The sequence below is a fragment of the Vibrio sp. 10N.261.54.E10 genome, assembly GCF_002877735.2.
In the GTDB taxonomy this organism is placed as follows: Bacteria; Pseudomonadota; Gammaproteobacteria; order Enterobacterales; family Vibrionaceae; genus Vibrio; species Vibrio crassostreae_C.
Genome location: NZ_MCXE02000003.1, coordinates 88,656 through 112,221 on the forward strand (window position 1 = coordinate 88,656; position 23,566 = coordinate 112,221).

A 23,566-nucleotide genomic window follows, 5' to 3' on the forward strand; every position below is an offset into this window, starting at 1 on the left:
GAGACGCGCCAGAAATTGCTATTTTATGCGCCAACTCTCGTTAGCGCAATATTTGGACGCATTGTTCTTTCAAAAAATGAAAAAAAATGCCTTCCTTTTGTTTAACCACGCTCTGCAATGATTGCTTTTGCAACATTGTTAGGCACTTCAGCGTACTCACTAAACTCCATAGAGTAAGAAGCACGACCTTGTGTCGCAGAACGTAAATCAGTTGCGTAACCGAACATGACAGACAACGGAACTTGTGCACGAATTATCTTCAGGCCAGCTGTCCCCTCGTCCATACCTTCGATGATGCCGCGACGACGGTTAATATCGCCAACAACGTCACCCATCCAGTCTTCTGGAGTAGTTACTTCAACTTTCATCATAGGCTCAAGCAGAACCGGTTGCGCTTCAAGTGCACCCGCTCTGAAAGCCATAGAGGCAGCGATTGTAAACGCCATCTCACTTGAATCTGTTTCATGGTAAGAACCATCATATAGTGTAGCTTTGATATCCAAAACTGGATAGCCAGCAAGCACACCATTGTTCATCTGCTCTTCAACGCCTTTAGCAACTGAAGCGATAAACTCTTTCGGTACGATACCATTGGCAATTTCATCCACAAAGACAAAGCCTTCGCCAGCTTCTGATGGTTCTAGTTTCAGCCATACGTGACCGTACTGACCTTTACCACCATGTTCACGGATAAATTTACCTTCCGCTTTCGCTGTACCACGAATAGTCTCACGGTAAGCCACTTGCGGGTTACCAACGTTGCAGTTCACGCTAAATTCGCGCTTCATACGGTCAACGATGATATCTAAGTGTAGTTCACCCATACCAGAAATCAGAGTCTGGCCAGTTTCCGCATCCATATCAACGCGGAACGATGGGTCTTCCGCTGCTAGTTTACCTAGAGCGATAGTCATTTTATCTTGATCAGCTTGAGAGCTTGGCTCTACAACGATCTGAATAACTGGGTCTGGGAACTCCATGCGCTCAAGAACAATCTTATGGTTCTGGTCACAAAGGGTTTCACCAGTAGTCACATCTTTCAGGCCAATGATGGCTGCGATGTCACCTGCTCGTACTTCTTTTACTTCTTCTCGCTTGTTTGAGTGCATTTGAACAATGCGACCTAAGCGTTCACGTTGTTTCTTCACAGAGTTATAAGCTGTTTTACCGCTTTCAACAACACCAGAGTAAACACGGATGAAAGTTAAAGTACCAACGAATGGGTCTGTTGCAATCTTAAATGCTAGCGCTGAGAACGGTTCTTTGTCGTCTGCGTGACGCTCTGCTTCGTTCTCATCTTCATCGATACCTTTAATTGCAGGTACATCGACTGGAGAAGGAAGGAAATCAACAACTGCATCTAGAACAGCTTGTACACCTTTGTTTTTGAATGCACTACCACAAGTAGCAAGTACGATTTCATTATTAAGGGTACGAGTACGAAGACCTTGTTTGATTTCAGCTTCTGTTAGTTCACCTTCTTCAAGGTACTTATCCATCAGCTCTTCATTTGCTTCTGCAGCAGCTTCAACAAGTTCTGTACGATATTCTTCAGCCATTTCTTGCATGTCTGCAGGAATATCTTCGTACGTGAAAGTCATGCCTTGGTCAGCTTCATTCCAGTTAATTGCCTTCATCTTGATAAGATCGACAACGCCTTGGAAGTTTTCTTCAGCACCAATGTTCAGTTGAATTGGAACAGGAGTTGCGCCTAAGCGGTCCTTGATCTGTTCAACTACGCGCAAGAAGTCAGCGCCGGTACGGTCCATTTTATTAACGAAAACCATACGTGGAACTTGGTACTTATCAGCTTGACGCCATACTGTCTCTGACTGAGGTTCAACACCAGATGAGCCACAGAACACAACAACTGCACCATCAAGCACACGCAGAGAACGTTCTACTTCGATTGTGAAGTCAACGTGTCCAGGAGTGTCGATGATGTTAATACGGTGGTCCGAGAACTGAGCTTCCATACCACGCCAAAACGTAGTGGTTGCTGCTGAAGTGATCGTAATACCGCGCTCTTGCTCTTGCTCCATCCAGTCCATGGTTGCTGCACCATCGTGAACTTCGCCGATTTTGTGAGAAAGACCGGTATAGAACAGAATACGTTCACTTGTGGTTGTTTTACCTGCATCTACGTGAGCAACGATACCGATATTACGGTATTGCTCTATAGGAGTTTTACGAGCCACGGTTGAATCCTCTTATTAGAGACTTAGGGACTATTGCTATGTCTAGATTAGGCGTTAAAAGCGATGCTTCGCTAAAAATTGCTTGCCCTAGAAATAGCAATAGTTCCTAGCATAAGCATAGGAACTAAAGAAGTGCTGCAAGGAACCTTGCAGCACTAAAAAGGTATTACCAACGGTAATGTGCGAACGCTTTGTTTGCGTCAGCCATGCGGTGAACGTCTTCACGTTTCTTAACCGCAGTACCTTTGTTCTCAGACGCGTCTAGCATTTCAGCAGCTAGGCGTTGAGCCATAGATTTTTCACCACGCTTACGCGCAGCTTCAACTACCCAACGCATAGCAAGAGCGTTACGGCGAACCGGACGAACTTCTACAGGTACTTGGTAAGTTGAACCACCTACACGGCGAGATTTAACTTCTACCGCTGGGCGAACATTTTCAAGAGCTTCTTCAAATACAGCTAAGTGGTCTTTACCAGACTTCTCAGCCATTGAATCTAGTGCAGTGTAAACGATTTTTTCTGCAGTAGATTTCTTTCCGTCAACCATAAGGATGTTAACGAATTTTGCCAGCAATTCAGATTTGAACTTAGGATCTGGAAGGATCTTACGCTGACCTATTACGCGACGACGTGGCATGGATATTCTCCGTTGTCTTCTTCAGGTTTTTTCCAAAACTTTTCAGAATAATAAATAAAATAGTGTTTGGCCTTACTTAACGATTTCTTTTTAAAAAAGAGAATCAATTAAGACTTAGGACGTTTCACACCGTACTTAGAACGACCTTGTTTACGGTCGTTAACGCCAGCACAGTCAAGTGCGCCGCGAACAGTGTGGTAACGAACACCCGGAAGGTCTTTTACACGACCGCCACGGATTAGTACAACACTGTGCTCTTGTAGGTTGTGGCCTTCACCGCCGATGTACGAAGTTACTTCGAAACCGTTAGTTAGACGTACACGACATACTTTACGTAGTGCCGAGTTAGGTTTTTTAGGTGTAGTAGTGTAAACACGAGTACATACACCACGTTTTTGTGGGCACGCTTCTAGTGCAGGCACGTTGCTTTTAACAACTTGCTTTACACGAGGTTTGCGAACCAACTGGTTAATAGTTGCCATTAACTAGCTCCTGAAATTTACTTGAAAGTAAGCTTTGTGAAAAATCTATCCCTAATCACAAGTCGTAATTAGGGACGCAAAATTCTATTCAGCAGTGGGAGGTGTGTCAAGAAATATACAGATCTTTTTTAGCCGTCTAGAGCTCAGGATGGTCTACTTTTAACCAAACTGATAAAACACAGCTACCAAGTGACTGATTTGTCGTTCAAAACCGTCAGTTTAACGAAGCCATCGAAGTCAACTTGATCAATGGTACTTGAGACAAGTAGTTGTAAACCTCGGCTATCGAGATCTGGTTTTAACACCGACACCTGCTCTACTGCGCAGATTTGAGTGAATAACTCATGATTGGGAAGGCAAACATACACCGCATCTTCCACCAAAAGATACTGATCTTGTGGCTGAGAATAGGTCAATGCGAGTTTAAGTTTGTCGACTGATTTTACAATATGAAGCATAGCGTCCCCTAGAAAGTCAGTATCTGTTGGCACTGAGCTAACTTCTGCGTTAACTCGTCGGCTTCAACGGTGGTCACATCGATCAGCAGGTTGTCTGCTGAAAGACCAAACTGACTCAGACTACGCTGACACACATACACCTGTTCGATGTCGTACAGGTCCATAAGTTTGAATGCAGAGATGTAGTCACGCGATAGTGTTTCGTCGGGCTGCTGCGCCTTGAGAAGCTGTGTCACGCCATCGCCAACAAAGAACACGGCGATATTTTCACTGTAAGCAGATGCAGCAAGTAATGCGTCTAACCCTTCTCTACCCGCAGCGGTCGTATGAGGGAAACTGTTAAATATAAAGGCTAACTTTCTCAAAACTGCACAACCCTATCTTGCGTTAGTAGCGCTTCCGATAAGCTCCCTAATCCGGCTTGAGTAAATCCAGTGGCTAGGTTAGAGGCACTTAGTTGATGTTGCTCTGCTTCTTCAGAGCTAATCACTCCGCGTCTTAGCGCAGCTGCCACACAGGTTTCAAGGCTAACATCGTGTTCATCAGCCAGCTTTTGCCAAGCAGAAGCTAAATCAAATTCATCGTTAGCCGGTACGGTAAGGTCTGAGCCGTTACTGACGCCATCTTGATAGAAGAACACACTGTGAAGTTTGTGGCCCTGTTTAATCAGAGCCACGGCAAACTGGTAGGCACTTCTTGCTGACTGTGAGCCATAGACTGGCCCATTCACTAGGAGTGTATAGCTTAGCAACCCTCTTCATCCTCTGTTTTACGTTGGCGGATGTATAGGTACACGGTGTGCTTAGAGATGTTCAGTCGCTCAGCAACGCGGTTGATCGCGTCTTTAATATCGAAAATACCTTTGTCGTACAGCTCCATCACGATCTGACGGTTCTTAGTATTGTTCGATACCGATTTGTCAGCGTTAATTTCTTCAATGGTGCGTTCAACCGTTTGGTCGACAAGTTCTTCAACGTCACTAGCGAAGTTAACCGATGATGCGGCTTCGTCTGCGTCTTGTGTAGGCATGAACGATTGCAGCACTTGTGAGAATGGCGCGTCTAGATTCACGTTAATACACAGTAGGCCAATCACTCGGTCTTCACCGTTGCGGATAGCAACCGTGATCGACTTCATCAACACTCCGCCTTTAGCGCGAGTGAAGTATGAACGTGAGAAGTTACGCTTAGAACCTTCAATATCTTTTAGCATCTTCAATGCAAGATCGGTGATCGGCGAGCCAACCTGACGACCTGTATTTTCGCCGTTGGCAATTTTAATCGCAGAAGTATTGAGGTCTTCTAAAGAGTGCAAAACGATTTCACAAAACGGACCAATAAGGCTCGCAATACCGTCAACAACGGCCTCATAAGATCTTAGAATGATTTTATCGTGTTCACTGAATGGCATAACGTGGACTGATTCCATTTCAAGTAACACATCTGCATTGACTGTTTCTGTAGTAGTCACTTATTCCTTACCTTCGTGTGAAAAATCAACAAATTTATGTAAGTTTATCAGAAAATTTTAATTGCACACCTAGCTAACATTGCAACTAGTGATTTAGAACAAGTTTAAAAATCAAATACTCATCTTCAAATCATAAAAAAAGCCTAACTCAAAGTTAGGCTTTTTATTCAATCAACGTATTTTAGTACGAGGCTTTTAACCGATATTACTGTGCAGGAGCTGCTTCAGCGTTATCGATGTTTAGTAGTTCTACTTCGAATACTAGCGTTGAGTTAGCTGGGATAGTCGGTGTGTCTTGCTCACCGTATGCTAGCTCTGGCGGGATAACGAACTTGTACTTAGAACCAACTTGCATCAGTTGTACGCCTTCAGTCCAGCCTGGGATTACGCGGTTTAGTGGGAATGTTGCTGGTTCGCCACGATCGTAAGAGCTGTCGAACTGAGTACCGTCTGTTAGCGTACCTTTGTAGTGTACTTGAACGGTATCAGTGTCTTTTGGAGAAGCGCCTTCACCAGCAGTCATTACTTGGTAAAGTAGACCAGATTCAGTTTGCTTAACGCCTTCAGTTTTAGCGAACTCAGCGCGGAAGTCATCACCGGCTTTCTTCACTTCTGCAGATTTTTCTGCCGCTTGTGCTTGCATCGTTTCAGCAACACGCTTGTCTAGAGCTTCAAGAGCTGCGCGAGTTTCTTCTTCGTTAAGTGCTGTTTTCTCTGCGAATACGTCTTCGATACCTTGAAGAACCATATCTTTGTCTAGGTTGATACCTAGCTCGCTTGGCTTATCAATGCTTGTGCTTAGGTAGTTAGCGAAAGATACACCGATTGCGTAAGCCGCTTTGTCATCTTCTGTTTTAAAGTTTACTGCTTCAACTTTAACTTCTTCTACCTGTGGAGCTTCTGCCTTTGGTTCTTCTTTCTGACAACCAACTGCTAGCATAACCGTTGCGGCAAGCAGTGATACTTTTAAAACTGATTTCATTGAATTCTCCAATTAATGGCCAAGCCATTGGTTATTGTGCACAAATCTAATGATTAGATTGGTGTGAATACGTTAGTTATAACAATATACTAGTCATATGTCTTTCGACACAAACCGGATTATTAGATGTGATGCGAATATTTTTCCACTCATTGCTATGTACAATTGTCATCACCTTGTTAAATGGTTGCTTTTTCTTCCAAGATGATGAGCAGCGTTGGGAAATTGAACCCAATGGTGCCACCAGCTTTGCCCTTAGCAGAGATGGACGCTTCGCCCTGCTCTACTCTCAGCAAAAGCAACTGCTCCTTTGGGACCTCGCCGAAGACCAAGAGTTGGCTCGGCTTGGTCCACAAGACCAGTTAGAAAACCAAGTATCGCGTATCCGTATCTCGGACAATGGCCGTTTTGCCATTACCGCTAGCCAGATGAACTTCGCCGTTTGGGACTTATCTTGGACTCAAGCACAAGGGCTCTGGTCTATCTCCGACGGCTTGATTCGCGATGTCGATATCTCTAGCAATGGTGAAAAAGTACTGCTTGGCCTTTCTAATGGAAAAGCCATCTATGTGGACTTAGTCACCGGACGCCGTCTGGAGTTCCTTGCTCACCGAGAAAAAGTGAATTCAGTCTCCCTCTCTTCTAATGGCCGCTACGCATTATCAGGCGGCAACGACTACAAAGCTTACCTTTGGGATACCGAGTCGGGCTTGGTGTTGCGCACCTTTGAGCATGAACAAAGAGTAGTACGAGTCGCGCTACAACGCGATGGTGAACTGGCTTTTACCTCTGATGGCGGCAATCAAGCGATGATTTGGGATCTTGAAACGGGCGAACCTCAAGCGCAATTGCAAAGCTGGTCTCGACAGTTGATTTTCTCGAGTGCGCGTTTTTCTGATGACGGCAGTCTGTTGGTGACGGGCACACCATCCAGCCAAGTGAGTGTGTGGAATACTCAGGATGGCAAGCGAATTTCTCGCCACGATGCTGAGCCATTAAAAGATGCTCGCCCTCCTCGTGCGGTAGTGTATGATGCAGCCTTTGATGATAAGAACCGTGTGATATCGGGCACCTCTGCGGGCATTGCCCAAGCTTGGAATGTGGATTAAGAACGATGACAGAAAAGCGAGTTGAACAACTAGAAAGCCGCGTAAATGACCTAGAGTGTCAGCTAGCTTTCCAAGAACAGACCATTGAAGAACTCAATGAAGCGCTTAGCCAACAACAAATGTTAATCACGAGAATGCAAGATCAGATGAAGTTCGTGGTTGGCAAAGTAAAAAATATGGATGGCTCTAATCTAGCTGACGCATCAGAAGAGACGCCACCTCCACACTATTAAGTGCGGTTCAAAATAACCAATTAAATCTAACGACGCATATCGTTAGTTTCTCGTCCTCAATGTGTAAACACATTTCAGGACGGGACATAGAAAACTAAGAGGGCGACAGATACTTATCTGTCGCCCTTTTGTTTATTTCATCTCAGTGAATAAGCTAAAGCCAATTAAGCCGATACCAACTTAGTCGTCGGCATAAATCTTCACTTCAACACGACCTTGAGTATCAACGCTTGCACGATACATTCCTGAGCTGTTCATACCAAAATGTATATCGCCTTGGCCATCGATAGCGATCAAGCCACCTTCTCCACCCATGGTTTTCAATCCACCTTGAATGATCGTTTCACAAGCGGTGTGCACATCTTCTTTCAGATAACGCATTCGTGCTGCGACATCACTGGCGACCATTTTACGTAGGAAGAACTCACCCATCCCGGTTGTTGAGACGGCAACATTGCCATTTTCAGCGATGGTTCCTGCACCAATGATCGGAGAGTCACCCACACGACCGTATTTCTTATTGGTCACGCCACCGGTACTGGTTGCTGCCGCTAAGTTACCCGCTTGGTCTAATGCGACCGCACCAACCGTGCCGTACTTTTTATCGTCAGGGTATTTCTCAGCTTGCTGTTCATCATATTTCGCTTCAGACAGAGCAAAGATGCCTTTCTCTTTCATCGACTGAAGTTGGTCATAGCGGCGCTCAGTAAAGAAGTAGTCTTGCTCGGTAAATGTGTAGTCATGCTCAAACGCAAACTTCTCGGCACCTTCACCAATCAGCAACACATGGTCGCTTTTCCGCATCACATCACGTGCAAGCTCAATTGGGTTTTTGATATGGCGAACGCCTGCAATAGCACCTGCATCCATTTCGCGGCCATGCATCACAGAAGCGTCCATCTCAACAAATTCATCATGCGTTAAAACAGAGCCCCTACCGGCATTAAAGTGCGGGCTGTCTTCCATCACCTTAACCGATGCCACTACCGCATCCAGAGCATCACCACCCGATTGCAATATTTGATAACCAGCCAAAACCGATTTTTCCAAAGCCTCGGTAATACCCGCTTTTAATTCATAGCTCATTTGCTCGCGCAAGATGGTTCCTGCACCACCATGAATGGCAATTGAAAAAGGCTGTGACATACAAACTCTCCACTGACGTCGTCTTATAATGTTGTGCTATCAATACCACATCCATGGTTCGATGTCTGATAACGAAAACCAAACTTTTACGAATGCTTAGATTTGCGGACACTTAGTTTGGTAGAGAAAAGCGAGGTCAAAAAGCGAGACTCCTAAACGCAAAAAGCCTCCACAAGGGAGGCTTTCAAGATTCTTAAACTAAACCGTTAATTCGGTATTAGTGAGAACCACAGCTACCGCCGCCGCAGCAGCCGTCTTTTTTCTCTTCACCGTGGTCATGGCCTTCGCCACCACAGCAACCGCCTTCGTGGTCATGATCGTGGTCGTGACCGCCACAGCCGCCTTCTTGGTGTACGTGACCGTGTTGAACTTCTTCTTCAGTCGCTTCACGAACCGCTACAACTTCAACGTCAAACGTTAGAGTTTGGCCAGCTAGCATGTGGTTACCATCAACAACAACTTCGTCGCCATCTACTTCAGTAACTTCAACTGGGATTGGACCTTGGTCAGTATCCGCTAGGAAACGCATGCCAACTTCGATTTGCTCAACACCTTGGAATACGTCAGCAGGAACACGTTGAACTAGTGCGTCGTTGTGTTCGCCGTATGCGTCTTCTGGAGTAACAGTTGCAGAGAACTTGTCGCCAGCTACTTTGCCTTCAAGCTCTTTTTCAAGACCTGTAATTAGGTTGTTGTGACCGTGAAGGTAATCTAGTGGAGCTTCTGCAGTTGATTGGTCAACTACTACGCCATCTTCAAGTTTCACTTGATATGCAACACTAACTACTACGTTCTTTTCAATTTTCATGAGAGCTCCAAGGAGGTTTGGACTAAGCTCGAACAGTTGAGCTTAGGAAAAATTCTGTACCGGGATATTATGGGGATCAATCAACGAAACTCAATCATTCTGGCTTAAAAATACCGATCATTTCTTGATTCGCGTGTTCAGATTTCTCTACAGTTTTCGGTTTACGCTGTTCTGTGAAGTCACAATCGACACATTCCACCAGCTCGATATTATTTTCAATCCACCAACGGAGTGTGTCTTGAGTGTTGCAACTTGGGCAGCTTGCCCCTGCGATAAAGCGTTTTTTCTGTTTCACGTTCATATCCTTTACTGCTCTGGATTCGCGGTTCTTCCCACTCACTTTATTGATAAGTTAAGCAGAGACCGCGTTTATTATTAGGTTAGTTCTATAGTCTGTTATTTCTATGCCCAAGCTCTATTTCTAAGCTCAAGCATGAGTTATCACTTCAAGCTACTGCCAATAGTTTCGAGATTGGTGATCGTTTTCCATCTCGTGTCCAAAGATCTCTTCAAGTTCTTTACGAGCCTCTTTCGCTCTTTGGGCTAACTCGGCATCTTCGTTATGCTGAGGCAGCAACTCTTTCAGCATACCATTATCCAACTTTCTAAAGTGTGCTTCTGCTCGCTTCGCTTTATATGGATGCATGCCAAGTTCAGTCAATGTTTGACGACCTAAATCCAATGCTCCAAGGAAGGTTTCACGCGAATAGTTACTCACACCGTGGTTAAGTAGTTGATACGCTTCAACACGGCTTCGTGCACGCGCCAAGATCTTTAAGCGTGGGAAGTGCTGCTTACATAAATCGACGGTTTTCATGATTTCATCTGGGGAGTCAGTACACAACACAATCGCCTCTGCTTTATCAGCACCGGCTGCGCGTAATAGCTCTAGGTGAGTCGAGTCTCCGTAAAACACCTTGTAGCCGAACTTTCTAAGGATGTGTATTTGGCTGGCATCACTTTCAAGGACAGTGATACGAATCTTGTTGGCATACATCAGACGACCAATGATCTGACCAAAACGACCAAAGCCCGCAATAATCACTCGAGGGCTGCGATCAACCACATCCGAAGACATCGCACTTTCACTGATTTGATTAAGCTGACGTGCAAAGAATCGGTCTTGCAGTTTAAGCATCAATGGCGTGGTCACCATAGAAAGGCTCACAACCACCAGTAAGAACGACACTTGTTCGCCACTTAAGATGCCTTGAGCACTCGCCGCAGTAAAAATAACGAAAGCGAACTCACCACCTTGGCTGAGTATCATCGCCATTCGGCTACGCGCTTTTGCCTGTGTTCCAAAGATACGAGCTAGCGCGTACAGCACTAAACCTTTCAACACCACGAGGGCCATTACAGCTATTAGTATTGCGAATGGGCTTTCTGCCAATAAACCTAGATTTACCGCCATGCCAACCGAGATAAAGAACAGGCCGAGCAGTAACCCTTTGAATGGGTCAATCGCAATTTCAAGCTCGTGTCGGTATTCACTTTCAGCCAGAAGCACGCCCGCAAGGAAGGTACCTAATGCCATCGATAAGCCAATCTGTTGCATGATCACGGCAATACCAATCACAAGTAACAGCGCTGCAACGGTGAATAACTCACGCACACCACTCATCACTACGTATCGGAAAAGTGGTCTCAACAAGAAGTGGCCACCGACCAGTAGGCCAATCACGCCACCCAGCATCCACAGCATGTCAGCCCAGCTACCGCCGGTATTACCCGCAAGTAGAGGCAACATTGCTAGCATTGGAATAACAGCGATATCTTGGAAAAGCAGTACTGCAAAGCCCGACTGCCCGGCTTCTTTGCCGCCGAGCTCTCGCTCTTCAATAACACGCAAGGCAATCGCAGTCGAAGACAGCGCCAAACCCATACCTATCACGAGACTGGTTTGCCAGGTTAATCCAAATAGACAGGCGATGGCGGTAATAATCAAGGTGGTGATCAACACTTGCGCCCCCCCTAAGCCGAGAATAGGCGCCCGCATCTGCCACAGTTTTTTGGGGTTAAGCTCTAAACCAATAAGGAAGAGCAGCAGCACCACCCCGAACTCTGAGAAATGTAGAATGGCCTCTACGTCACTGATTAGGCCAAGCCCCCATGGACCAATAGCGACACCCGCTAATAAGTAACCTAATACTGAACCTAAGCCTGCTCGCTGCGCGATAGGAACCGCAACCACAGCCGCCGCTAAAAATATAGCGCTACTTTGTAGGAAATCATTAGTCAGAGCCATCATTCGCTCCTATATCTTGTAGCGGATCTCGCAACCAATTTCGATATTCTTCAGCGTGTTGGTAACGCGTCATATCCGAGACATTTCTAGCCCAATGTAAAACTAAAGGTGACATCCAGTGCATCTGGCACAAAGCGGCAGTTAGCTCAAACGGTTGCAAGATCTCTTGTAAGGGATACTTATTATAGCCTGCAGCACCAAACGCCTCTTCTTTACCACCCGTGGTGATAACACTGCGCCAATGCTTACCCTTAAGTGCACTTTGCTCACCAAACGCAAAGCCCTTGCCTAATACTCGATCAAACCACTCCTTCAATAACGAAGGACAAGAATACATAAACAGAGGATGCTGGAACACAATCACATCGTACTGCAGAAGCAGTTCATGCTCATAAGGCACATCAATAAAGAAGTCAGGATAGAGGGCATAAAGATCGTGGATTTTAACATTCCCAAGCGACTCTATCTTTTTAACCATGATCTGGTTAGCGATAGAGGTTTGCGGCTCTGGGTGCGCATAGATCACTAATACCTTTGGCACGGGTTTGTCTATCGAGGGAGTAATACTCATTCCTTTGAAACATTCCTTTAAGGGCTAAACGGTGGCAAGGCCACTAGAATTTAAATAAAAGTTATTAATATGTTATTGGCATCATAACGCAAATTGCATTGTGATCGACTTTTATCTGGATTCAGCCTACTATGCAGGCGTCTGTTCACCTCTAATTTCTATGCTACCTCTATATGATTACTTTCTCTGATATTCAATTGCTACGCGGCGGTAAGCCACTCCTCGACCAAGCATCTGCGACTTTTCATCCTGGCGACAAGATCGGTTTGGTTGGTAAAAACGGCTGTGGTAAATCTACGCTGTTCGCCTTAATTAAAGACGAGCTGTCTATTGATGCTGGCTCATTCAGTAAACCAGCCCATTGGGAAATGGCTTGGGTTGCTCAAGAAACGCCAGCACTAGAAAGAACAGCGATTGAATACGCGATTGATGGCGACCGTGAATATCGTGGCCTTGAAGATCAACTAGAGAAAGCTGAACAAGCCGACAACGGCACATTAGTAGCAGAGATCCACGGCAAAATTGAAACCATTGGTGGTTACAGCATCAAAGCACGTGCTGCCGAGTTACTGGATGGCCTAGGCTTTAGCCAAGAACAAATGACATGGAACCTGACTCAATTCTCAGGTGGTTGGCGTATGCGTTTGAACCTAGCGCAAGCCCTACTGTGTCGCAGTGACCTACTGCTACTCGATGAGCCTACCAACCACTTGGATTTAGACGCAGTAATGTGGCTCGAGCGTTGGTTACAAAGCTACCCTGGCACGCTAGTGCTTATCTCGCACGATAGAGACTTCTTAGACCCTATCGTCAACCGCATCGTGCACGTTGAAAACCAACAGCTCAATGAGTACACGGGTAACTACTCATCGTTCGAAACCCAACGAGCGCAAAAACTGATTCTGCAACAAGCGATGTACCAAAAGCAGCAGAAACAGATGTCTCACATGCAGAGCTACATTGACCGTTTCCGTTACAAAGCTTCAAAGGCTCGCCAAGCGCAAAGCCGTATTAAAGCGCTAGAGAAAATGGAACAAGTGCTGCCTGCTCAGTTTGATAACCCATTCAGCTTTGAATTTAGAGAACCAGACGCACTACCAAACCCAATCATGATGATGGATGAAGTATCAGCGGGCTATGATGACAATCTGATTCTAGAAAAGATTCGCTTGAACCTAGTACCGGGCAGTCGTATTGGTTTGCTTGGCCGAAATGGCGCTGGTAAGTCAACGCTGATTAAACTCCTTTCTGGCGAACTGAAACAGCAAGGTGGTGAACTGAGCTATTCACAAGGCGTTAAGATGGGTTACTTTGCACAGCACCAGTTAGAGACGCTGCACCCAGAAGAAACACCGCTGCAACACATGATGCAGATTGCCCCTAAACACACAGAGCAACAACTGCGTGATTACCTAGGTAGCTTCGGTTTCCAAGGTGAAAAAGCGCTCGATAAAGTAGCCCCCTTCTCAGGCGGTGAAAAAGCGCGTTTAGTTCTGGCGCTACTAGTATGGCAAAAACCGAATCTGTTGCTGCTCGATGAACCAACCAACCACTTGGATCTCGACATGCGTCAGGCGCTGACGTTTGCATTGCAGACGTTTGAAGGCGCAATGGTTATCGTATCGCATGACCGTTACCTACTCCGTGCGACTACCGATGATTTGTATTTGGTACACGACCGCCAAGTGGCACCGTTTGATGGTGACCTAAGCGATTACTACAAGTGGCTAACCGAACAGCAGAAAGTTGAACGCAAAGAAGCACAAGCATTGGCACCAGCAAAAGACGGCGCCAACAGTGCAGCAGCGAAAAAAGAGCAGAAACGAAAAGAAGCCGAGTTCCGTAAACTGACGGCACCACTTCGTAAAAAGCTCACTCAATTTGAAAAGCAGATGGATAAGTTAACGCAGGCTCTTGAAGAAGCCGAACAAGAATTATCCGACACTTCACTGTATGAAGCTGAAAATAAGGCTAAACTGAATAAAGTACTCGCTCTCCAAGCGAGCAGTAAGTCACAGCTAGAAGAAGTTGAAATGGATTGGATGTCCACTCAAGAAGAGCTTGAGCAGATGGAACAGGATATGGATAGCTTATGAGTCCAGAGCACGCCCCAATATCACTAACACTGGAACGACTATGGCAATTTAGCCTTCAGTATTACAGTGTGCGCGGTGTAAAGGATGCGTGCCTAGCTTTGCAAAACCAGTTCCACGGCAACGTCAATCTACTGCTGCTTCTCAAATGGCTTGATGAGCAGCAATTGTCTTTTGCTGAAGAGGAGTGGCACAAGGTTCAACAGTGCTTGAGCCGCTCTGAAACCCTGCTTCATAGCTATCGAGAGCTACGTAAACATCTCAAAGCACACGTTGTCGACTCGATATACCGTGAAGCGCTAAAGTTTGAGTTACAGCTTGAAAAGCAACAACAGTCCGATCTGGTCGACTGTATAAACTCCCTACAGCTGTACGCTAACCAGCAATCACCGCTCACTTTTCAGTACTGTCGTTTATTAGGGGCTGAAAACCTCTATGTTGCTTTTTCTGAACCAACCCCTCAGCCCTAAGGCATTCCCTTTTCCTTTTGTTAGATCAAGATCCAAGCTTATTGGGGACTATCGTTCTTCGTGTTCACGCGATGGTGGCTCGGATTATTAGCAATATATAGAGCTTAACCTCGATAGTATTCAACCAGTTACCTACAACCTGTTTTGTAACCTGTATGAGTGAAACTCTTGCGCTTATGCCGAGAATCAACCAAGCTCAAATAAAAACATGGGCGTTTCACTAAAAGCTCAACACTTTATCAAAGCCCATAAAAGAAGCATGGACTGTTTTATGACAATATTTACCGCAGCGGCTGGTCTCTCTAATCCGCACTTACAAACCTTAGTGCCACGGTTTATTAGAAAGCAGGCGTTATTTGATCCTCAATGGCAAACCTTAGAAACTCCCGACGGTGATTTCCTCGACCTTTCATGGAGCGAGGACCCGAAGGGAGATAGCCCCAATAGTGATAATAAAAGCAGAGGAGATGCGAATAATAAGCCCATTTTCGTTCTATTCCACGGTTTGGAAGGCAGCTTTGAAAGCCCTTACGCCAATGGACTGATGAATGCGTTTGCTAAAGATGGTTGGTTATCCGTGATGATGCACTTTAGAGGATGCAGCGGAAAACCGAATCGCTTGGCTCGCGCGTACCATTCAGGAGAAGTAGAAGATGCTCGTTTCTTTCTACGACACTTACACGCGCAATTTCCCAATAACCCAAAGGTTGCGGTTGGTATATCTCTAGGCGGAAACATGCTGGCGAACTACTTGGCTGAGTACGCAGACGACCCATTGCTGTCGGCGGCGACCATCGTATCTGCTCCTTTTGACTTAGCGTGTTGCTCTAGTCGTATTGAGCGTGGTTTCTCCAAGCTCTATAAGAAGTACCTGCTCAACTCTCTAAAATCGAATGCGCTAAAAAAGGTTAACCTGCTGCAGGAAAAACTTGGCATCACCGCTGAAGCCATCAAGAACATCACCAAACTGTATGAGTTTGATGAACGAATCACTGCGCCTCTGCACGGCTTCAAAAATGCCCAAGATTATTATGCGAAATGTTCTGCTCTGCCTAAGCTCAATAAGATCAAACTACCGACTCAGATCATTCATGCCAAAGACGACCCTTTCATGACCGATGATGTGATCCCAAAATTTGTTCTGCCCGATAACATCGATTATCGACTGTTTCAAAAAGGCGGCCATGTTGGGTTTATTACTGGCAGTACACTCAAGCCAAGGTTTTGGTTAGAAGAAGCCTTGCCTGCCTACTATGAAAGTATCCAAGATTCGGCATAATGACCGAGCCTTAGTAAATAGAAGTAAAACAATACTAAGCACACGCATTTCTACATCAATAAACCTATTTATGAACATAAAAGAGAGAAGTATTTATGATCATCCCATGGCAAGACATTGCGCCAGAGACACTGGAAAACCTCATCAAAGAGTTCGTGCTGCGTGAAGGCACAGACTACGGCGACGTAGAGGTTTCACTGCAAAACAAGATTGATCAAGTGAAACATCAATTAGCTTCAGGAGAAGTCAGCATTGTGTTTTCTGAGCTCCATGAAACCGTTGATATTCAAGTCACAAAACGCTTCTAAGCTGCGCTCATAAAGGAGCCGTGTTATAGTGGTAAACGATTGCTAACAAGTAAGTTACTCAAAAGACAAGGGTTGTCATGTCCGCTAAACATCCAATTATTGCGGTGACGGGTTCATCTGGAGCCGGCACCACCACCACCTCAGAAGCCTTCCGTAAAATGTTCAATATGATGGACGTGAAGGCCGCTTGGGTTGAAGGGGATAGTTTCCATCGCTTCACTCGCCCAGAGATGGATGTCGAGATCCGTAAAGCGCGCGAGCAAGGTAAGCACATCAGCTACTTTGGTCCTCAAGCCAACGACTTTGGTGCGCTAGAAGAGTTCTTCCGTAAATACGGTAACGAAGGTACAGGTAAAGTAAGAAGCTACCTACACACCTTCGATGAAGCCGTGCCTTACAATCAAATGCCGGGCACCTTCACGCCATGGCAAGAGATCCCTGAAAACTCCGATGTGATGTTTTACGAAGGCCTGCACGGCGGTGTGGTTGATGGCGACATTAACGTTTCTCAACACGTCGATTTGCTGATTGGCATGGTACCTATCGTCAACTTAGAATGGATCCAGAAATTCGTTCGCGACACACGCGATCGTGGTCATTCTCGTGAAGCAGTAATGGATTCCATTGTTCGTTCGATGGATGATTACCTTAACTACATTACCCCGCAATTTTCGCGCACTCACATCAACTTTCAGCGTGTTCCAACCGTAGATACATCTAACCCTCTCAACGCCAAAGGGATTCCAAGTTTAGACGAAAGCTTCGTTGTTATACGTTTGCGCGGCATCAAAAACGTCGATTTCCCTTACCTTTTAGCTATGATTGATGGCTCATTTATGTCTCGCCACAACACGCTTGTGGTACCAGGAGGGAAGATGAGTTTTGCTATGGAGCTCATTGTAAGGCCGATCCTACAACAACTCATCGAAACCGGAAAAATTGGTTAACAGAGCACCATTCTGGTTGATTACTTTTCATACCGTGATCATGTGCACAATTTTGCGTAAAGAATCGTAGCTTGGTCACGATTAAAATCAAGAAATAGTACCTGAAAAAGGATACTATTCTTAAACGAAACACAAGATAGCTTGCAGCGCTCAACGAGTGCTCTTATCCTACAAGTCAATCCAGGCTTAGCTAAAATACGGAAAGCGGCAAGCATACCCTGCAGAGGAAGTGAGATATTATGGTTCTAGGTAAACCTCAAACCGATCCAACATTAGAGTGGTTCCTTTCACACTGTCATATTCATAAGTACCCATCAAAAAGTACTTTGATTCATGCTGGTGAAAAGGCAGAAACCTTGTACTACATTGTTAAAGGTTCTGTGGCAGTTCTTATCAAAGACGAAGAAGGTAAGGAAATGATTCTTTCTTACCTAAACCAAGGCGACTTCATCGGTGAGCTAGGCTTATTCGAAGAAGACCAAGAGCGTACAGCTTGGGTTCGTGCAAAATCTCCTTGTGAAGTAGCTGAAATTTCTTTCAAGAAATTCCGTCAACTTATCCAAGTGAACCCAGACATCCTAATGCGTCTATCAGCGCAAATGGCAAACCGTCTACAAGTAACTAGCCAAAAAGTTGGTGACTTAGCGTTCCTTGACGTAACTGGTCGTATCGCACAAACGCTACTAAACCTAGCAAAACAACCAGATGCAATGACTCACCCTGACGGCATGCAAATCAAGATCACTCGCCAAGAGATTGGCCAGATCGTTGGTTGTTCTCGTGAGACAGTTGGTCGTATCTTGAAGATGCTAGAAGAGCAGAACCTAATTTCTGCACACGGTAAAACTATCGTGGTATATGGCACTCGTTAATCTCGATTAACTGAGCCTAAAATTTGAAAGCCACCAAATGCAAATTTGGTGGCTTTTTTGTTTTCTAAAGATCTACAAAGAAAATACGAATGAAACACCTACAGCTTCGAAGCGCAAACACTCTCGAAGCGAAGCCTATCTGCATCTTTAGGGTAAAGTCCGTACTCGTATCTTTCTTTAACCGTTAGTGCTTTCGAAGATCTTGTCAGCCGATGCTGCCACAAAACCGGTATAAAGCTCACCATTAGCCATCGCATAACGCTTAGCGAACTCATAGAAGCCTCCAGGAATCATCTCATTGCCCTCAACAAATGAAACTGGGACTTTATCTGCCATTGTTGATGATTGCTCTAATAAGACCTCTGGAGAGCCTTTAACCTCGCCACCAGATGCATTGATCGTGAAGCCTGATTCGCTCAAATAATCATTCACTGCCTGCACTTCATCAAAAGCATCGAGTTGATTAACGCTCACTGTAAAGTGGTTGGCACCGTAACCATGAGCTGCGAGCCAAGACGCGTATTCACTCTCTTTTGCAAGCACTTGGAAATCTGCGAAGCTCAAGTCCCATAGACGACCACCAAACAAGAATTCATGGCCTTGAAGCTTGCTTACGTCGACTTGCTCAACCAATTTAGCAACGATCTGTTGTAAGTCACTTGAACACTCTTCGACCTTCAACTCACTAATGAACACTTTAGGTTGATTTGGATCTGGGTGCTCGTAATGCTTCGCGACTAGCTTCTTACTCTCAAACAAGTAATCGCCACACGCTTTATAACCTAGCTCAAGGAAAGGCTTAGCCAATGTTTCAATACCTAGCGGAGCAACATTGAAAGTACGCAGTGCAATGTGATCATTAATCAGAGCTTCGTCTTCTTTCAGCAAGTGATGTACTTTCTCAGCCGATGGACAAAGCCTGTGAATGTAATCGTCCCAAAGTGATTTAAAGAGTAGATCGGGCGTCATGGTGACTCCTTGTCAAAGGTTCTAGCAAGCTAGTAATTTGGATAAGAGAGGGAGAGGCTGAGACACAGAGTCAGCAGCCATCAGCCTGTGACATACTTTTTCTATTATTATCTACCGCCCAATCTAGGTGTCGGACGTGATGGAAAAGGAAAGCGATAACACCACTTCCCTATTTCAAGCTTAACGCATGAGCCTAAGACTCATTAGCCTAAATTAAAGCTCAATACCCGGGCTAAACGTTGCTGGAAGTTGAGTTTCACCGCCTTCCATTGAAGCCATAGGATAAGCACAGTAGTCCGCCGCATAGTAAGCACTTGGGCGTAGGTTGCCTGAAGCACCCGGACCACCAAATGGTGCATCACCACTTGCGCCTGTTAGCTGACGGTTACGGTTAACAATACCCGCACGGATATGGTCAACGAAGTATTCCCATTCAGAATCATCTGTTGATACAAGACCCGCAGACAAACCAAAACGAGTGTCGTTCGCTAACTCAACCGCTTGCTCTAGTGACTGGTAACGAACAACTTGTAGCAATGGACCGAAGTACTCTTCATCCGGCAGTTCAGCAATATTGGTTGCATCGATAATGCCCGGAGAAACAAACGCCGCTTGACCCGCTTTTGCTTCTACTAGGCTGACACCACCTAACGATTGCAGATTAGCTTGCGCGTCTAGAATAAATTTAGCGGCAGCTTCAGAGATCTGAGGGCCCATGAAAGGAGCTGGTTCCGCGAAAGGCTGATCGACACGAATCTTTTGCGTAGCTGCGACCAGTTTATCTAGAAGCAGATCGCCCTTCTCGCCAACAGGCACATACAAGCGACGAGCACATGTACAACGCTGACCAGCACTGATGAACGCCGATTGGATGATAGTGTATACCGTTGCGTCTGCATCACCGTATTGGTCGCTGATCACCATAGGGTTGTTGCCGCCCATTTCTAGTGCCAGCATCTTGCCCGGTTGGCCCGCGAATTGACGATGCAGGATATGACCAGTATTCGCACTACCCGTAAATAGCACGCCATCAAGACCTTTAGCATCAGCCAGTGCGATACCTGTCTCTTTAGCGCCTTGCACTAGGTTGATTACGCCAGCAGGAAGACCCGCTTCTTGCCATAGCTTCATTGCGAATTCACCCGTCCAAGGTGTCTGCTCTGAAGGCTTGAATACTACGGTGTTGCCCGATAGCAGAGCTGGAACAATATGACCGTTAGGTAGATGACCAGGGAAGTTATAAGGCCCAAATACCGCCATCACGCCCAATGGACGGTGACGAAGTACAATTTGGTTGCCAGCCGCTTCACGTGAAGCTTCACCTGTACGCTCGTGGTAAGCACGGATAGAGATGGCGATCTTGCCTGCCATCGCGCCCGCTTCAGTGCGAGTTTCCCAAATCGGTTTACCCGTCTCTTTTGCAATAATCTGTGCAATCTCTTCGCTGTTCTCTTTTACCTTCTCAGCAAAGTTCAACACGATCGCTTCACGCTCTGCAAAGCTCAATTTTTTCCAAACCAAGAAGGCTTCACGAGCTGCTGCTACTGCAGATTCAACCTGCGCTGGTGTTGCGCTATCACCCTGCCACACTACTTCATTGTTGTATGGGCTTACTGATGTCATGGCGTCACCTTGACCTGCCACCCACTGTCCTGCTATCCACTGAGTCATACTTCTATCCTTAAAATCTTCGACAGATAATCGCCGCTCTTACTGAGCCAACATGCGAACGAATTCGCCTTCTTTTACTTCAAGAGCGCTCGCTACTTCAGATGATAAAATCACTGTGTCGCTTGCTTGGTCATACGCACCTTTCGCGGCTACTGCGCGGAAGTTCTCAAACGAGGTATTACCAATTAGGAAGTCTTTAGAGCTAGAGTGCTCTGCAATTTGAACCTGTGCTCGAATTGAGTGACGCACAGATTCGATGTTTCTTAGATCACACTCAACCGTTGGGCCTGCATCAAAGATGTCGACATAACCACGGTTGGTGAAACCTTCACGTTCCAGCAACTTAAGTGCAGGGCGCGTATTGTCATGTACCTCTCCGATCACCGCTTGAGCTTCTTTGCTCAGTAGGTTCACGTAGATAGGTAGCTTAGGCATTAGGTCAGCAATGAAGCCTTTCTTACCAATACCGGTTAGGTAATCGGCAAGCGTGAAGTCAATCGAGAAGAAATGTTCTTGCAGCCATTGCCAGAAAGGAGAATTGCCTTCCGCATCTGATACACCACGCATCTCAGCAAAGATCGTTTTTGAGAAACGCTCTGGGTGCTCAGCCATCAGTAGGAAACGACACTTAGACATCAGTCGACCGTTTAAGCCTTTGCGGTAATCAGGACGTAAGAACAGCGTACAAATTTCGCTGCAGCCTGTGTAGTTATTACCAAACGTCAACAGCTTAACCACGTTATTCACTTTAAGGCGCTGTGAAGAGTGAACCACTTTACTGATGTGGTACGAGTAAAAAGGCACATCCCAGCCAATGGAAGCTTCGATACCCGTTGTACCAGCAACTTCGCCAGTTTCAGCGTCGAAACCCACCATTAGATAGCCTTCATCACCGGGTTCGGTCACGTCTGCTTTCGCAAAGCTGTATTCAGAATGGGTAATTCGGTTAGTTAACAATTCTTCGTTAACCGGAAGAGATGTGAATCCATGACCTGATTCAACTGCACAGGTGTGCAGCGCATCGTAATCAGACAGTTTTATTGGGCGAACAACTAGCATCAATATTCCCTCCAGATGCAAAATAGGCCCAAAACCAGAAGCTTGGGCCTTTAGCAGTACGTCATGAGATCGCTCTAATGGCGATCATTCCTATGACGCCGCTCAGGCTAAACTAGCGTAGCGATTGCTTTGTCTAGTTTTGATAAACCTTCTTCAATTTCTTGTTTAGTGATAACCAGTGATGGAGTAAAACGAACCACGTTTGCACCCGCAACCAGTACCATTAGGCCTTGCTCGCCTGCTGCTACTAATACGTCACGCGCACGCCCTTGCCATTCGTCATTCAGTGCAGCACCTAACAATAGGCCTTTACCACGAATCTCACTGAAAATTTGGTATTTGTCGTTAATCTTAGTTAGACCATCACGGAATAGCGCTTCACGCTCTTTTACGCCTTCTAGAGTCTCAGGTTGGCTAACTACGTCAACCACTGCTTCAGCTACCGCACACGCCAGTGGGTTACCACCGTATGTAGAACCGTGCGTACCAACCTTAAGGTGTGTAGCCAGTTCAGACGTCGTCAGCATTGCGCCGATAGGGAAACCGCCACCTAGAGACTTCGCTGTGCTTAGAATGTCTGGCGTCACGCCCAGACCTTGGTAAGCATAGAAGTTACCAGTACGACCATTACCTGTTTGTACTTCATCAAAAATCAACAATGCATTGTGCTTGTCACACAGTTCACGAACCGTATTCACGAACTCAGCCGTTGGAGAGATGATACCGCCCTCGCCTTGCAGAGGTTCCATCATGATGGCACAAGTGCGAACAGAGATATGCGCTTCTAGAGCGGCAATATCGTTGTAAGGTAGGTGAGTTACATCGCCAGGTTTTGGACCGAAGCCATCTGAGTAAGCTTCTTGACCACCTACAGTTACAGTAAAGAAAGTACGACCATGGAAACCTTGTTTGAATGCAATGATTTCAGATTTCTCAGGGCCATGAACATCTGCCGCCCAACGACGAGCCAACTTCAATGCTGCTTCATTCGCTTCTGCGCCAGAGTTGGCAAAAAATACTTTTTCTGCAAAACATACGTCGGTTAGCTTCTTCGCTAGACGCAGTGCAGGTTCGTTGGTCATCACGTTACTCAGATGCCAAATCTTGTTTGCTTGCTCAGTAACGGCATTCACCATTGCTGGGTGACAGTGACCCAAGCAGCTCACAGCGATACCGCCAGCAAAGTCGATATACTCTCGGCCTTGTTGGTCCCAAACGCGTGCGCCTTCCCCTTTTACCGGGATCATTTCCATTGGGTTATAACAAGGCACCATCACCTCATTAAAAAGACTACGTTCTACATTATTTTCCACTGTCATCGTACATTCCTTCTCGATACCGCAAGCTTCGCAAATAAGCGTAATGGTTCATAAGTGAGATAAAGATATTTTGTCCCGCCATAATCCCGCTGCAGCATTATATTTACATTTAATTAACCTTTTCAATAGTAGATTATTCTTTAGCCATCCCTAACAACCAGCTAAACGTCACTACCTATGACTATTTATGCATCAAACAATCTGTTTTATGAAGCTTTTTTTAACTAAACGTCTATC

The 23,566-nt window shown here is 45.7% G+C and carries 25 protein-coding genes; 8 read left to right on the plus strand and 17 right to left on the minus strand.

Annotated elements, in window-relative coordinates; all coding sequences use genetic code 11:
* Window positions 1-101 precede the first annotated feature (101 nt).
* From fusA to fkpA, 8 genes are all read right to left on the minus strand, one after another.
* The gene (fusA, locus tag BCU07_RS19315) at window positions 102-2,198 is read right to left on the minus strand and encodes an elongation factor G (RefSeq protein ID WP_065584305.1); all 2,097 of its coding nucleotides are present in this window, start codon (window positions 2,196-2,198) and stop codon (window positions 102-104) included.
* A gap of 166 nt (window positions 2,199-2,364) precedes the next feature.
* Window positions 2,365-2,835, minus strand: a complete 471-nt coding sequence (gene rpsG, locus BCU07_RS19320; RefSeq protein WP_010435163.1) for a 30S ribosomal protein S7 — start codon at window positions 2,833-2,835, stop codon at window positions 2,365-2,367.
* A 107-nt stretch (window positions 2,836-2,942) separates the two neighbouring features.
* Window positions 2,943-3,317, minus strand: a complete 375-nt coding sequence (rpsL, locus tag BCU07_RS19325; RefSeq protein WP_004737194.1) for a 30S ribosomal protein S12 — start codon at window positions 3,315-3,317, stop codon at window positions 2,943-2,945.
* Between the two features lie 182 nt (window positions 3,318-3,499).
* The gene (tusB, locus tag BCU07_RS19330; RefSeq protein WP_017063711.1) at window positions 3,500-3,775 is read right to left on the minus strand and encodes a sulfurtransferase complex subunit TusB; all 276 of its coding nucleotides are present in this window, start codon (window positions 3,773-3,775) and stop codon (window positions 3,500-3,502) included.
* A gap of 8 nt (window positions 3,776-3,783) precedes the next feature.
* On the minus strand, window positions 3,784-4,140 hold the full coding sequence (gene tusC / locus BCU07_RS19335; protein WP_102428189.1) for a sulfurtransferase complex subunit TusC: 357 nt from the start codon (window positions 4,138-4,140) through the stop codon (window positions 3,784-3,786).
* Window positions 4,137-4,526 (minus strand): sulfurtransferase complex subunit TusD, encoded by a 390-nt coding sequence (gene tusD, locus BCU07_RS19340; RefSeq protein ID WP_017063709.1) that lies wholly within the window; start codon window positions 4,524-4,526, stop codon window positions 4,137-4,139. Before tusD ends, tusC begins: the two co-directional genes overlap by 4 nt.
* Complete coding sequence (locus BCU07_RS19345; protein WP_004729851.1) at window positions 4,520-5,245, minus strand: transcriptional regulator; 726 nt, start codon at window positions 5,243-5,245, stop codon at window positions 4,520-4,522. The genes tusD and BCU07_RS19345 overlap by 7 nt, the downstream gene beginning before the upstream one ends.
* A 205-nt stretch (window positions 5,246-5,450) precedes the next feature.
* Window positions 5,451-6,227 (minus strand): FKBP-type peptidyl-prolyl cis-trans isomerase, encoded by a 777-nt coding sequence (gene fkpA, locus BCU07_RS19350; protein ID WP_017061105.1) that lies wholly within the window; start codon window positions 6,225-6,227, stop codon window positions 5,451-5,453.
* Window positions 6,228-6,358: 131 nt separating this feature from the next.
* On the opposite strand from fkpA, the gene BCU07_RS19355 reads away from it, so the two are divergent.
* Entirely contained in the window at window positions 6,359-7,336 is a 978-nt protein-coding gene (locus tag BCU07_RS19355; protein ID WP_102428188.1) for a WD40 repeat domain-containing protein, read from the plus strand.
* A 5-nt stretch (window positions 7,337-7,341) separates the two neighbouring features.
* Window positions 7,342-7,569: a SlyX family protein gene (locus BCU07_RS19360; RefSeq protein WP_009848930.1), complete on the plus strand. Its 228-nt coding sequence runs from the start codon at window positions 7,342-7,344 to the stop codon at window positions 7,567-7,569.
* Window positions 7,570-7,749: 180 nt separating this feature from the next.
* On the opposite strand, the gene BCU07_RS19365 is transcribed toward BCU07_RS19360, so the two are convergent.
* The 5 genes from BCU07_RS19365 to kefG all read right to left on the minus strand — a co-directional run bounded on the left by BCU07_RS19365 (window position 7,750) and on the right by kefG (window position 12,342).
* Entirely contained in the window at window positions 7,750-8,715 is a 966-nt protein-coding gene (locus BCU07_RS19365) for an isoaspartyl peptidase/L-asparaginase family protein (protein WP_102428187.1), read from the minus strand.
* Window positions 8,716-8,932: 217 nt separating this feature from the next.
* Entirely contained in the window at window positions 8,933-9,523 is a 591-nt protein-coding gene (gene slyD, locus BCU07_RS19370) for a peptidylprolyl isomerase (protein ID WP_017061108.1), read from the minus strand.
* Window positions 9,524-9,617: 94 nt separating this feature from the next.
* A complete protein-coding gene (locus tag BCU07_RS19375; protein ID WP_029235422.1) occupies window positions 9,618-9,818 on the minus strand; it encodes a YheV family putative zinc ribbon protein in 201 nt (66 codons plus the stop codon).
* A 156-nt stretch (window positions 9,819-9,974) separates the two neighbouring features.
* On the minus strand, window positions 9,975-11,771 hold the full coding sequence (kefB, locus tag BCU07_RS19380) for a glutathione-regulated potassium-efflux system protein KefB (RefSeq protein WP_102428186.1): 1,797 nt from the start codon (window positions 11,769-11,771) through the stop codon (window positions 9,975-9,977).
* On the minus strand, window positions 11,758-12,342 hold the full coding sequence (gene kefG / locus BCU07_RS19385; protein WP_010435196.1) for a glutathione-regulated potassium-efflux system ancillary protein KefG: 585 nt from the start codon (window positions 12,340-12,342) through the stop codon (window positions 11,758-11,760). Before kefG ends, kefB begins: the two co-directional genes overlap by 14 nt.
* Before the next feature lie 173 nt (window positions 12,343-12,515).
* On the opposite strand from kefG, the gene BCU07_RS19390 reads away from it, so the two are divergent.
* From BCU07_RS19390 to crp, 6 genes are all read left to right on the plus strand, one after another.
* Window positions 12,516-14,438 carry an ABC transporter ATP-binding protein gene (locus BCU07_RS19390; protein ID WP_102428185.1) on the plus strand — a complete coding sequence of 641 codons (1,923 nt, stop codon included), beginning with the start codon at window positions 12,516-12,518 and terminating at the stop codon, window positions 14,436-14,438.
* The gene (locus BCU07_RS19395; RefSeq protein WP_102428184.1) at window positions 14,435-14,905 is read left to right on the plus strand and encodes a TIGR02444 family protein; all 471 of its coding nucleotides are present in this window, start codon (window positions 14,435-14,437) and stop codon (window positions 14,903-14,905) included. The genes BCU07_RS19390 and BCU07_RS19395 overlap by 4 nt, the downstream gene beginning before the upstream one ends.
* Window positions 14,906-15,176: 271 nt before the next feature.
* Window positions 15,177-16,184 (plus strand): hydrolase, encoded by a 1,008-nt coding sequence (locus tag BCU07_RS19400; RefSeq protein WP_102428183.1) that lies wholly within the window; start codon window positions 15,177-15,179, stop codon window positions 16,182-16,184.
* A 95-nt stretch (window positions 16,185-16,279) separates the two neighbouring features.
* The gene (locus BCU07_RS19405; RefSeq protein ID WP_010435208.1) at window positions 16,280-16,492 is read left to right on the plus strand and encodes a YheU family protein; all 213 of its coding nucleotides are present in this window, start codon (window positions 16,280-16,282) and stop codon (window positions 16,490-16,492) included.
* Window positions 16,493-16,569: 77 nt separating this feature from the next.
* The gene (locus tag BCU07_RS19410) at window positions 16,570-17,439 is read left to right on the plus strand and encodes a phosphoribulokinase (protein ID WP_010435210.1); all 870 of its coding nucleotides are present in this window, start codon (window positions 16,570-16,572) and stop codon (window positions 17,437-17,439) included.
* A gap of 239 nt (window positions 17,440-17,678) precedes the next feature.
* Window positions 17,679-18,311: a cAMP-activated global transcriptional regulator CRP gene (crp, locus tag BCU07_RS19415; RefSeq protein WP_004729651.1), complete on the plus strand. Its 633-nt coding sequence runs from the start codon at window positions 17,679-17,681 to the stop codon at window positions 18,309-18,311.
* 177 nt (window positions 18,312-18,488) lie between these two features.
* Here the strand turns inward: crp and BCU07_RS19420 are convergent, their stop codons facing one another.
* The 4 genes from BCU07_RS19420 to BCU07_RS19435 all read right to left on the minus strand — a co-directional run bounded on the left by BCU07_RS19420 (window position 18,489) and on the right by BCU07_RS19435 (window position 23,329).
* On the minus strand, window positions 18,489-19,280 hold the full coding sequence (locus BCU07_RS19420) for a DUF1338 domain-containing protein (protein ID WP_016795267.1): 792 nt from the start codon (window positions 19,278-19,280) through the stop codon (window positions 18,489-18,491).
* Between the two features lie 213 nt (window positions 19,281-19,493).
* Window positions 19,494-20,951 carry a succinylglutamate-semialdehyde dehydrogenase gene (gene astD / locus BCU07_RS19425; protein ID WP_017066203.1) on the minus strand — a complete coding sequence of 486 codons (1,458 nt, stop codon included), beginning with the start codon at window positions 20,949-20,951 and terminating at the stop codon, window positions 19,494-19,496.
* Between the two features lie 39 nt (window positions 20,952-20,990).
* Window positions 20,991-22,010, minus strand: a complete 1,020-nt coding sequence (gene astA / locus BCU07_RS19430; RefSeq protein ID WP_017061116.1) for an arginine N-succinyltransferase — start codon at window positions 22,008-22,010, stop codon at window positions 20,991-20,993.
* A gap of 107 nt (window positions 22,011-22,117) precedes the next feature.
* Entirely contained in the window at window positions 22,118-23,329 is a 1,212-nt protein-coding gene (locus BCU07_RS19435; protein WP_102428182.1) for an aspartate aminotransferase family protein, read from the minus strand.
* Between the last annotated feature and the right edge of the window lie 237 nt (window positions 23,330-23,566).

Bases quoted from the DNA above. Each gene is read 5' to 3' on its own strand.
- BCU07_RS19400 (WP_102428183.1), top strand. From the start codon at position 15,177: ATGACAATATTTACCGCAGCGGCTGGTCTCTCTAATCCGCACTTACAA.
- BCU07_RS19420 (WP_016795267.1), bottom strand. From the start codon at position 19,280: ATGACGCCCGATCTACTCTTTAAATCACTTTGGGACGATTACATTCAC.
- tusB (WP_017063711.1), bottom strand. From the start codon at position 3,775: ATGCTTCATATTGTAAAATCAGTCGACAAACTTAAACTCGCATTGACC.
- astD (WP_017066203.1), bottom strand. From the start codon at position 20,951: ATGACTCAGTGGATAGCAGGACAGTGGGTGGCAGGTCAAGGTGACGCC.
- BCU07_RS19395 (WP_102428184.1), top strand. From the start codon at position 14,435: ATGAGTCCAGAGCACGCCCCAATATCACTAACACTGGAACGACTATGG.
- kefG (WP_010435196.1), bottom strand. From the start codon at position 12,342: ATGAGTATTACTCCCTCGATAGACAAACCCGTGCCAAAGGTATTAGTG.
- BCU07_RS19360 (WP_009848930.1), top strand. From the start codon at position 7,342: ATGACAGAAAAGCGAGTTGAACAACTAGAAAGCCGCGTAAATGACCTA.
- BCU07_RS19365 (WP_102428187.1), bottom strand. From the start codon at position 8,715: ATGTCACAGCCTTTTTCAATTGCCATTCATGGTGGTGCAGGAACCATC.
- BCU07_RS19355 (WP_102428188.1), top strand. From the start codon at position 6,359: ATGCGAATATTTTTCCACTCATTGCTATGTACAATTGTCATCACCTTG.
- rpsG (WP_010435163.1), bottom strand. From the start codon at position 2,835: ATGCCACGTCGTCGCGTAATAGGTCAGCGTAAGATCCTTCCAGATCCT.
- kefB (WP_102428186.1), bottom strand. From the start codon at position 11,771: ATGGCTCTGACTAATGATTTCCTACAAAGTAGCGCTATATTTTTAGCG.
- BCU07_RS19410 (WP_010435210.1), top strand. From the start codon at position 16,570: ATGTCCGCTAAACATCCAATTATTGCGGTGACGGGTTCATCTGGAGCC.
- rpsL (WP_004737194.1), bottom strand. From the start codon at position 3,317: ATGGCAACTATTAACCAGTTGGTTCGCAAACCTCGTGTAAAGCAAGTT.
- slyD (WP_017061108.1), bottom strand. From the start codon at position 9,523: ATGAAAATTGAAAAGAACGTAGTAGTTAGTGTTGCATATCAAGTGAAA.
- fkpA (WP_017061105.1), bottom strand. From the start codon at position 6,227: ATGAAATCAGTTTTAAAAGTATCACTGCTTGCCGCAACGGTTATGCTA.
- BCU07_RS19435 (WP_102428182.1), bottom strand. From the start codon at position 23,329: ATGACAGTGGAAAATAATGTAGAACGTAGTCTTTTTAATGAGGTGATG.
- crp (WP_004729651.1), top strand. From the start codon at position 17,679: ATGGTTCTAGGTAAACCTCAAACCGATCCAACATTAGAGTGGTTCCTT.
- BCU07_RS19405 (WP_010435208.1), top strand. From the start codon at position 16,280: ATGATCATCCCATGGCAAGACATTGCGCCAGAGACACTGGAAAACCTC.
- astA (WP_017061116.1), bottom strand. From the start codon at position 22,010: ATGCTAGTTGTTCGCCCAATAAAACTGTCTGATTACGATGCGCTGCAC.
- BCU07_RS19390 (WP_102428185.1), top strand. From the start codon at position 12,516: ATGATTACTTTCTCTGATATTCAATTGCTACGCGGCGGTAAGCCACTC.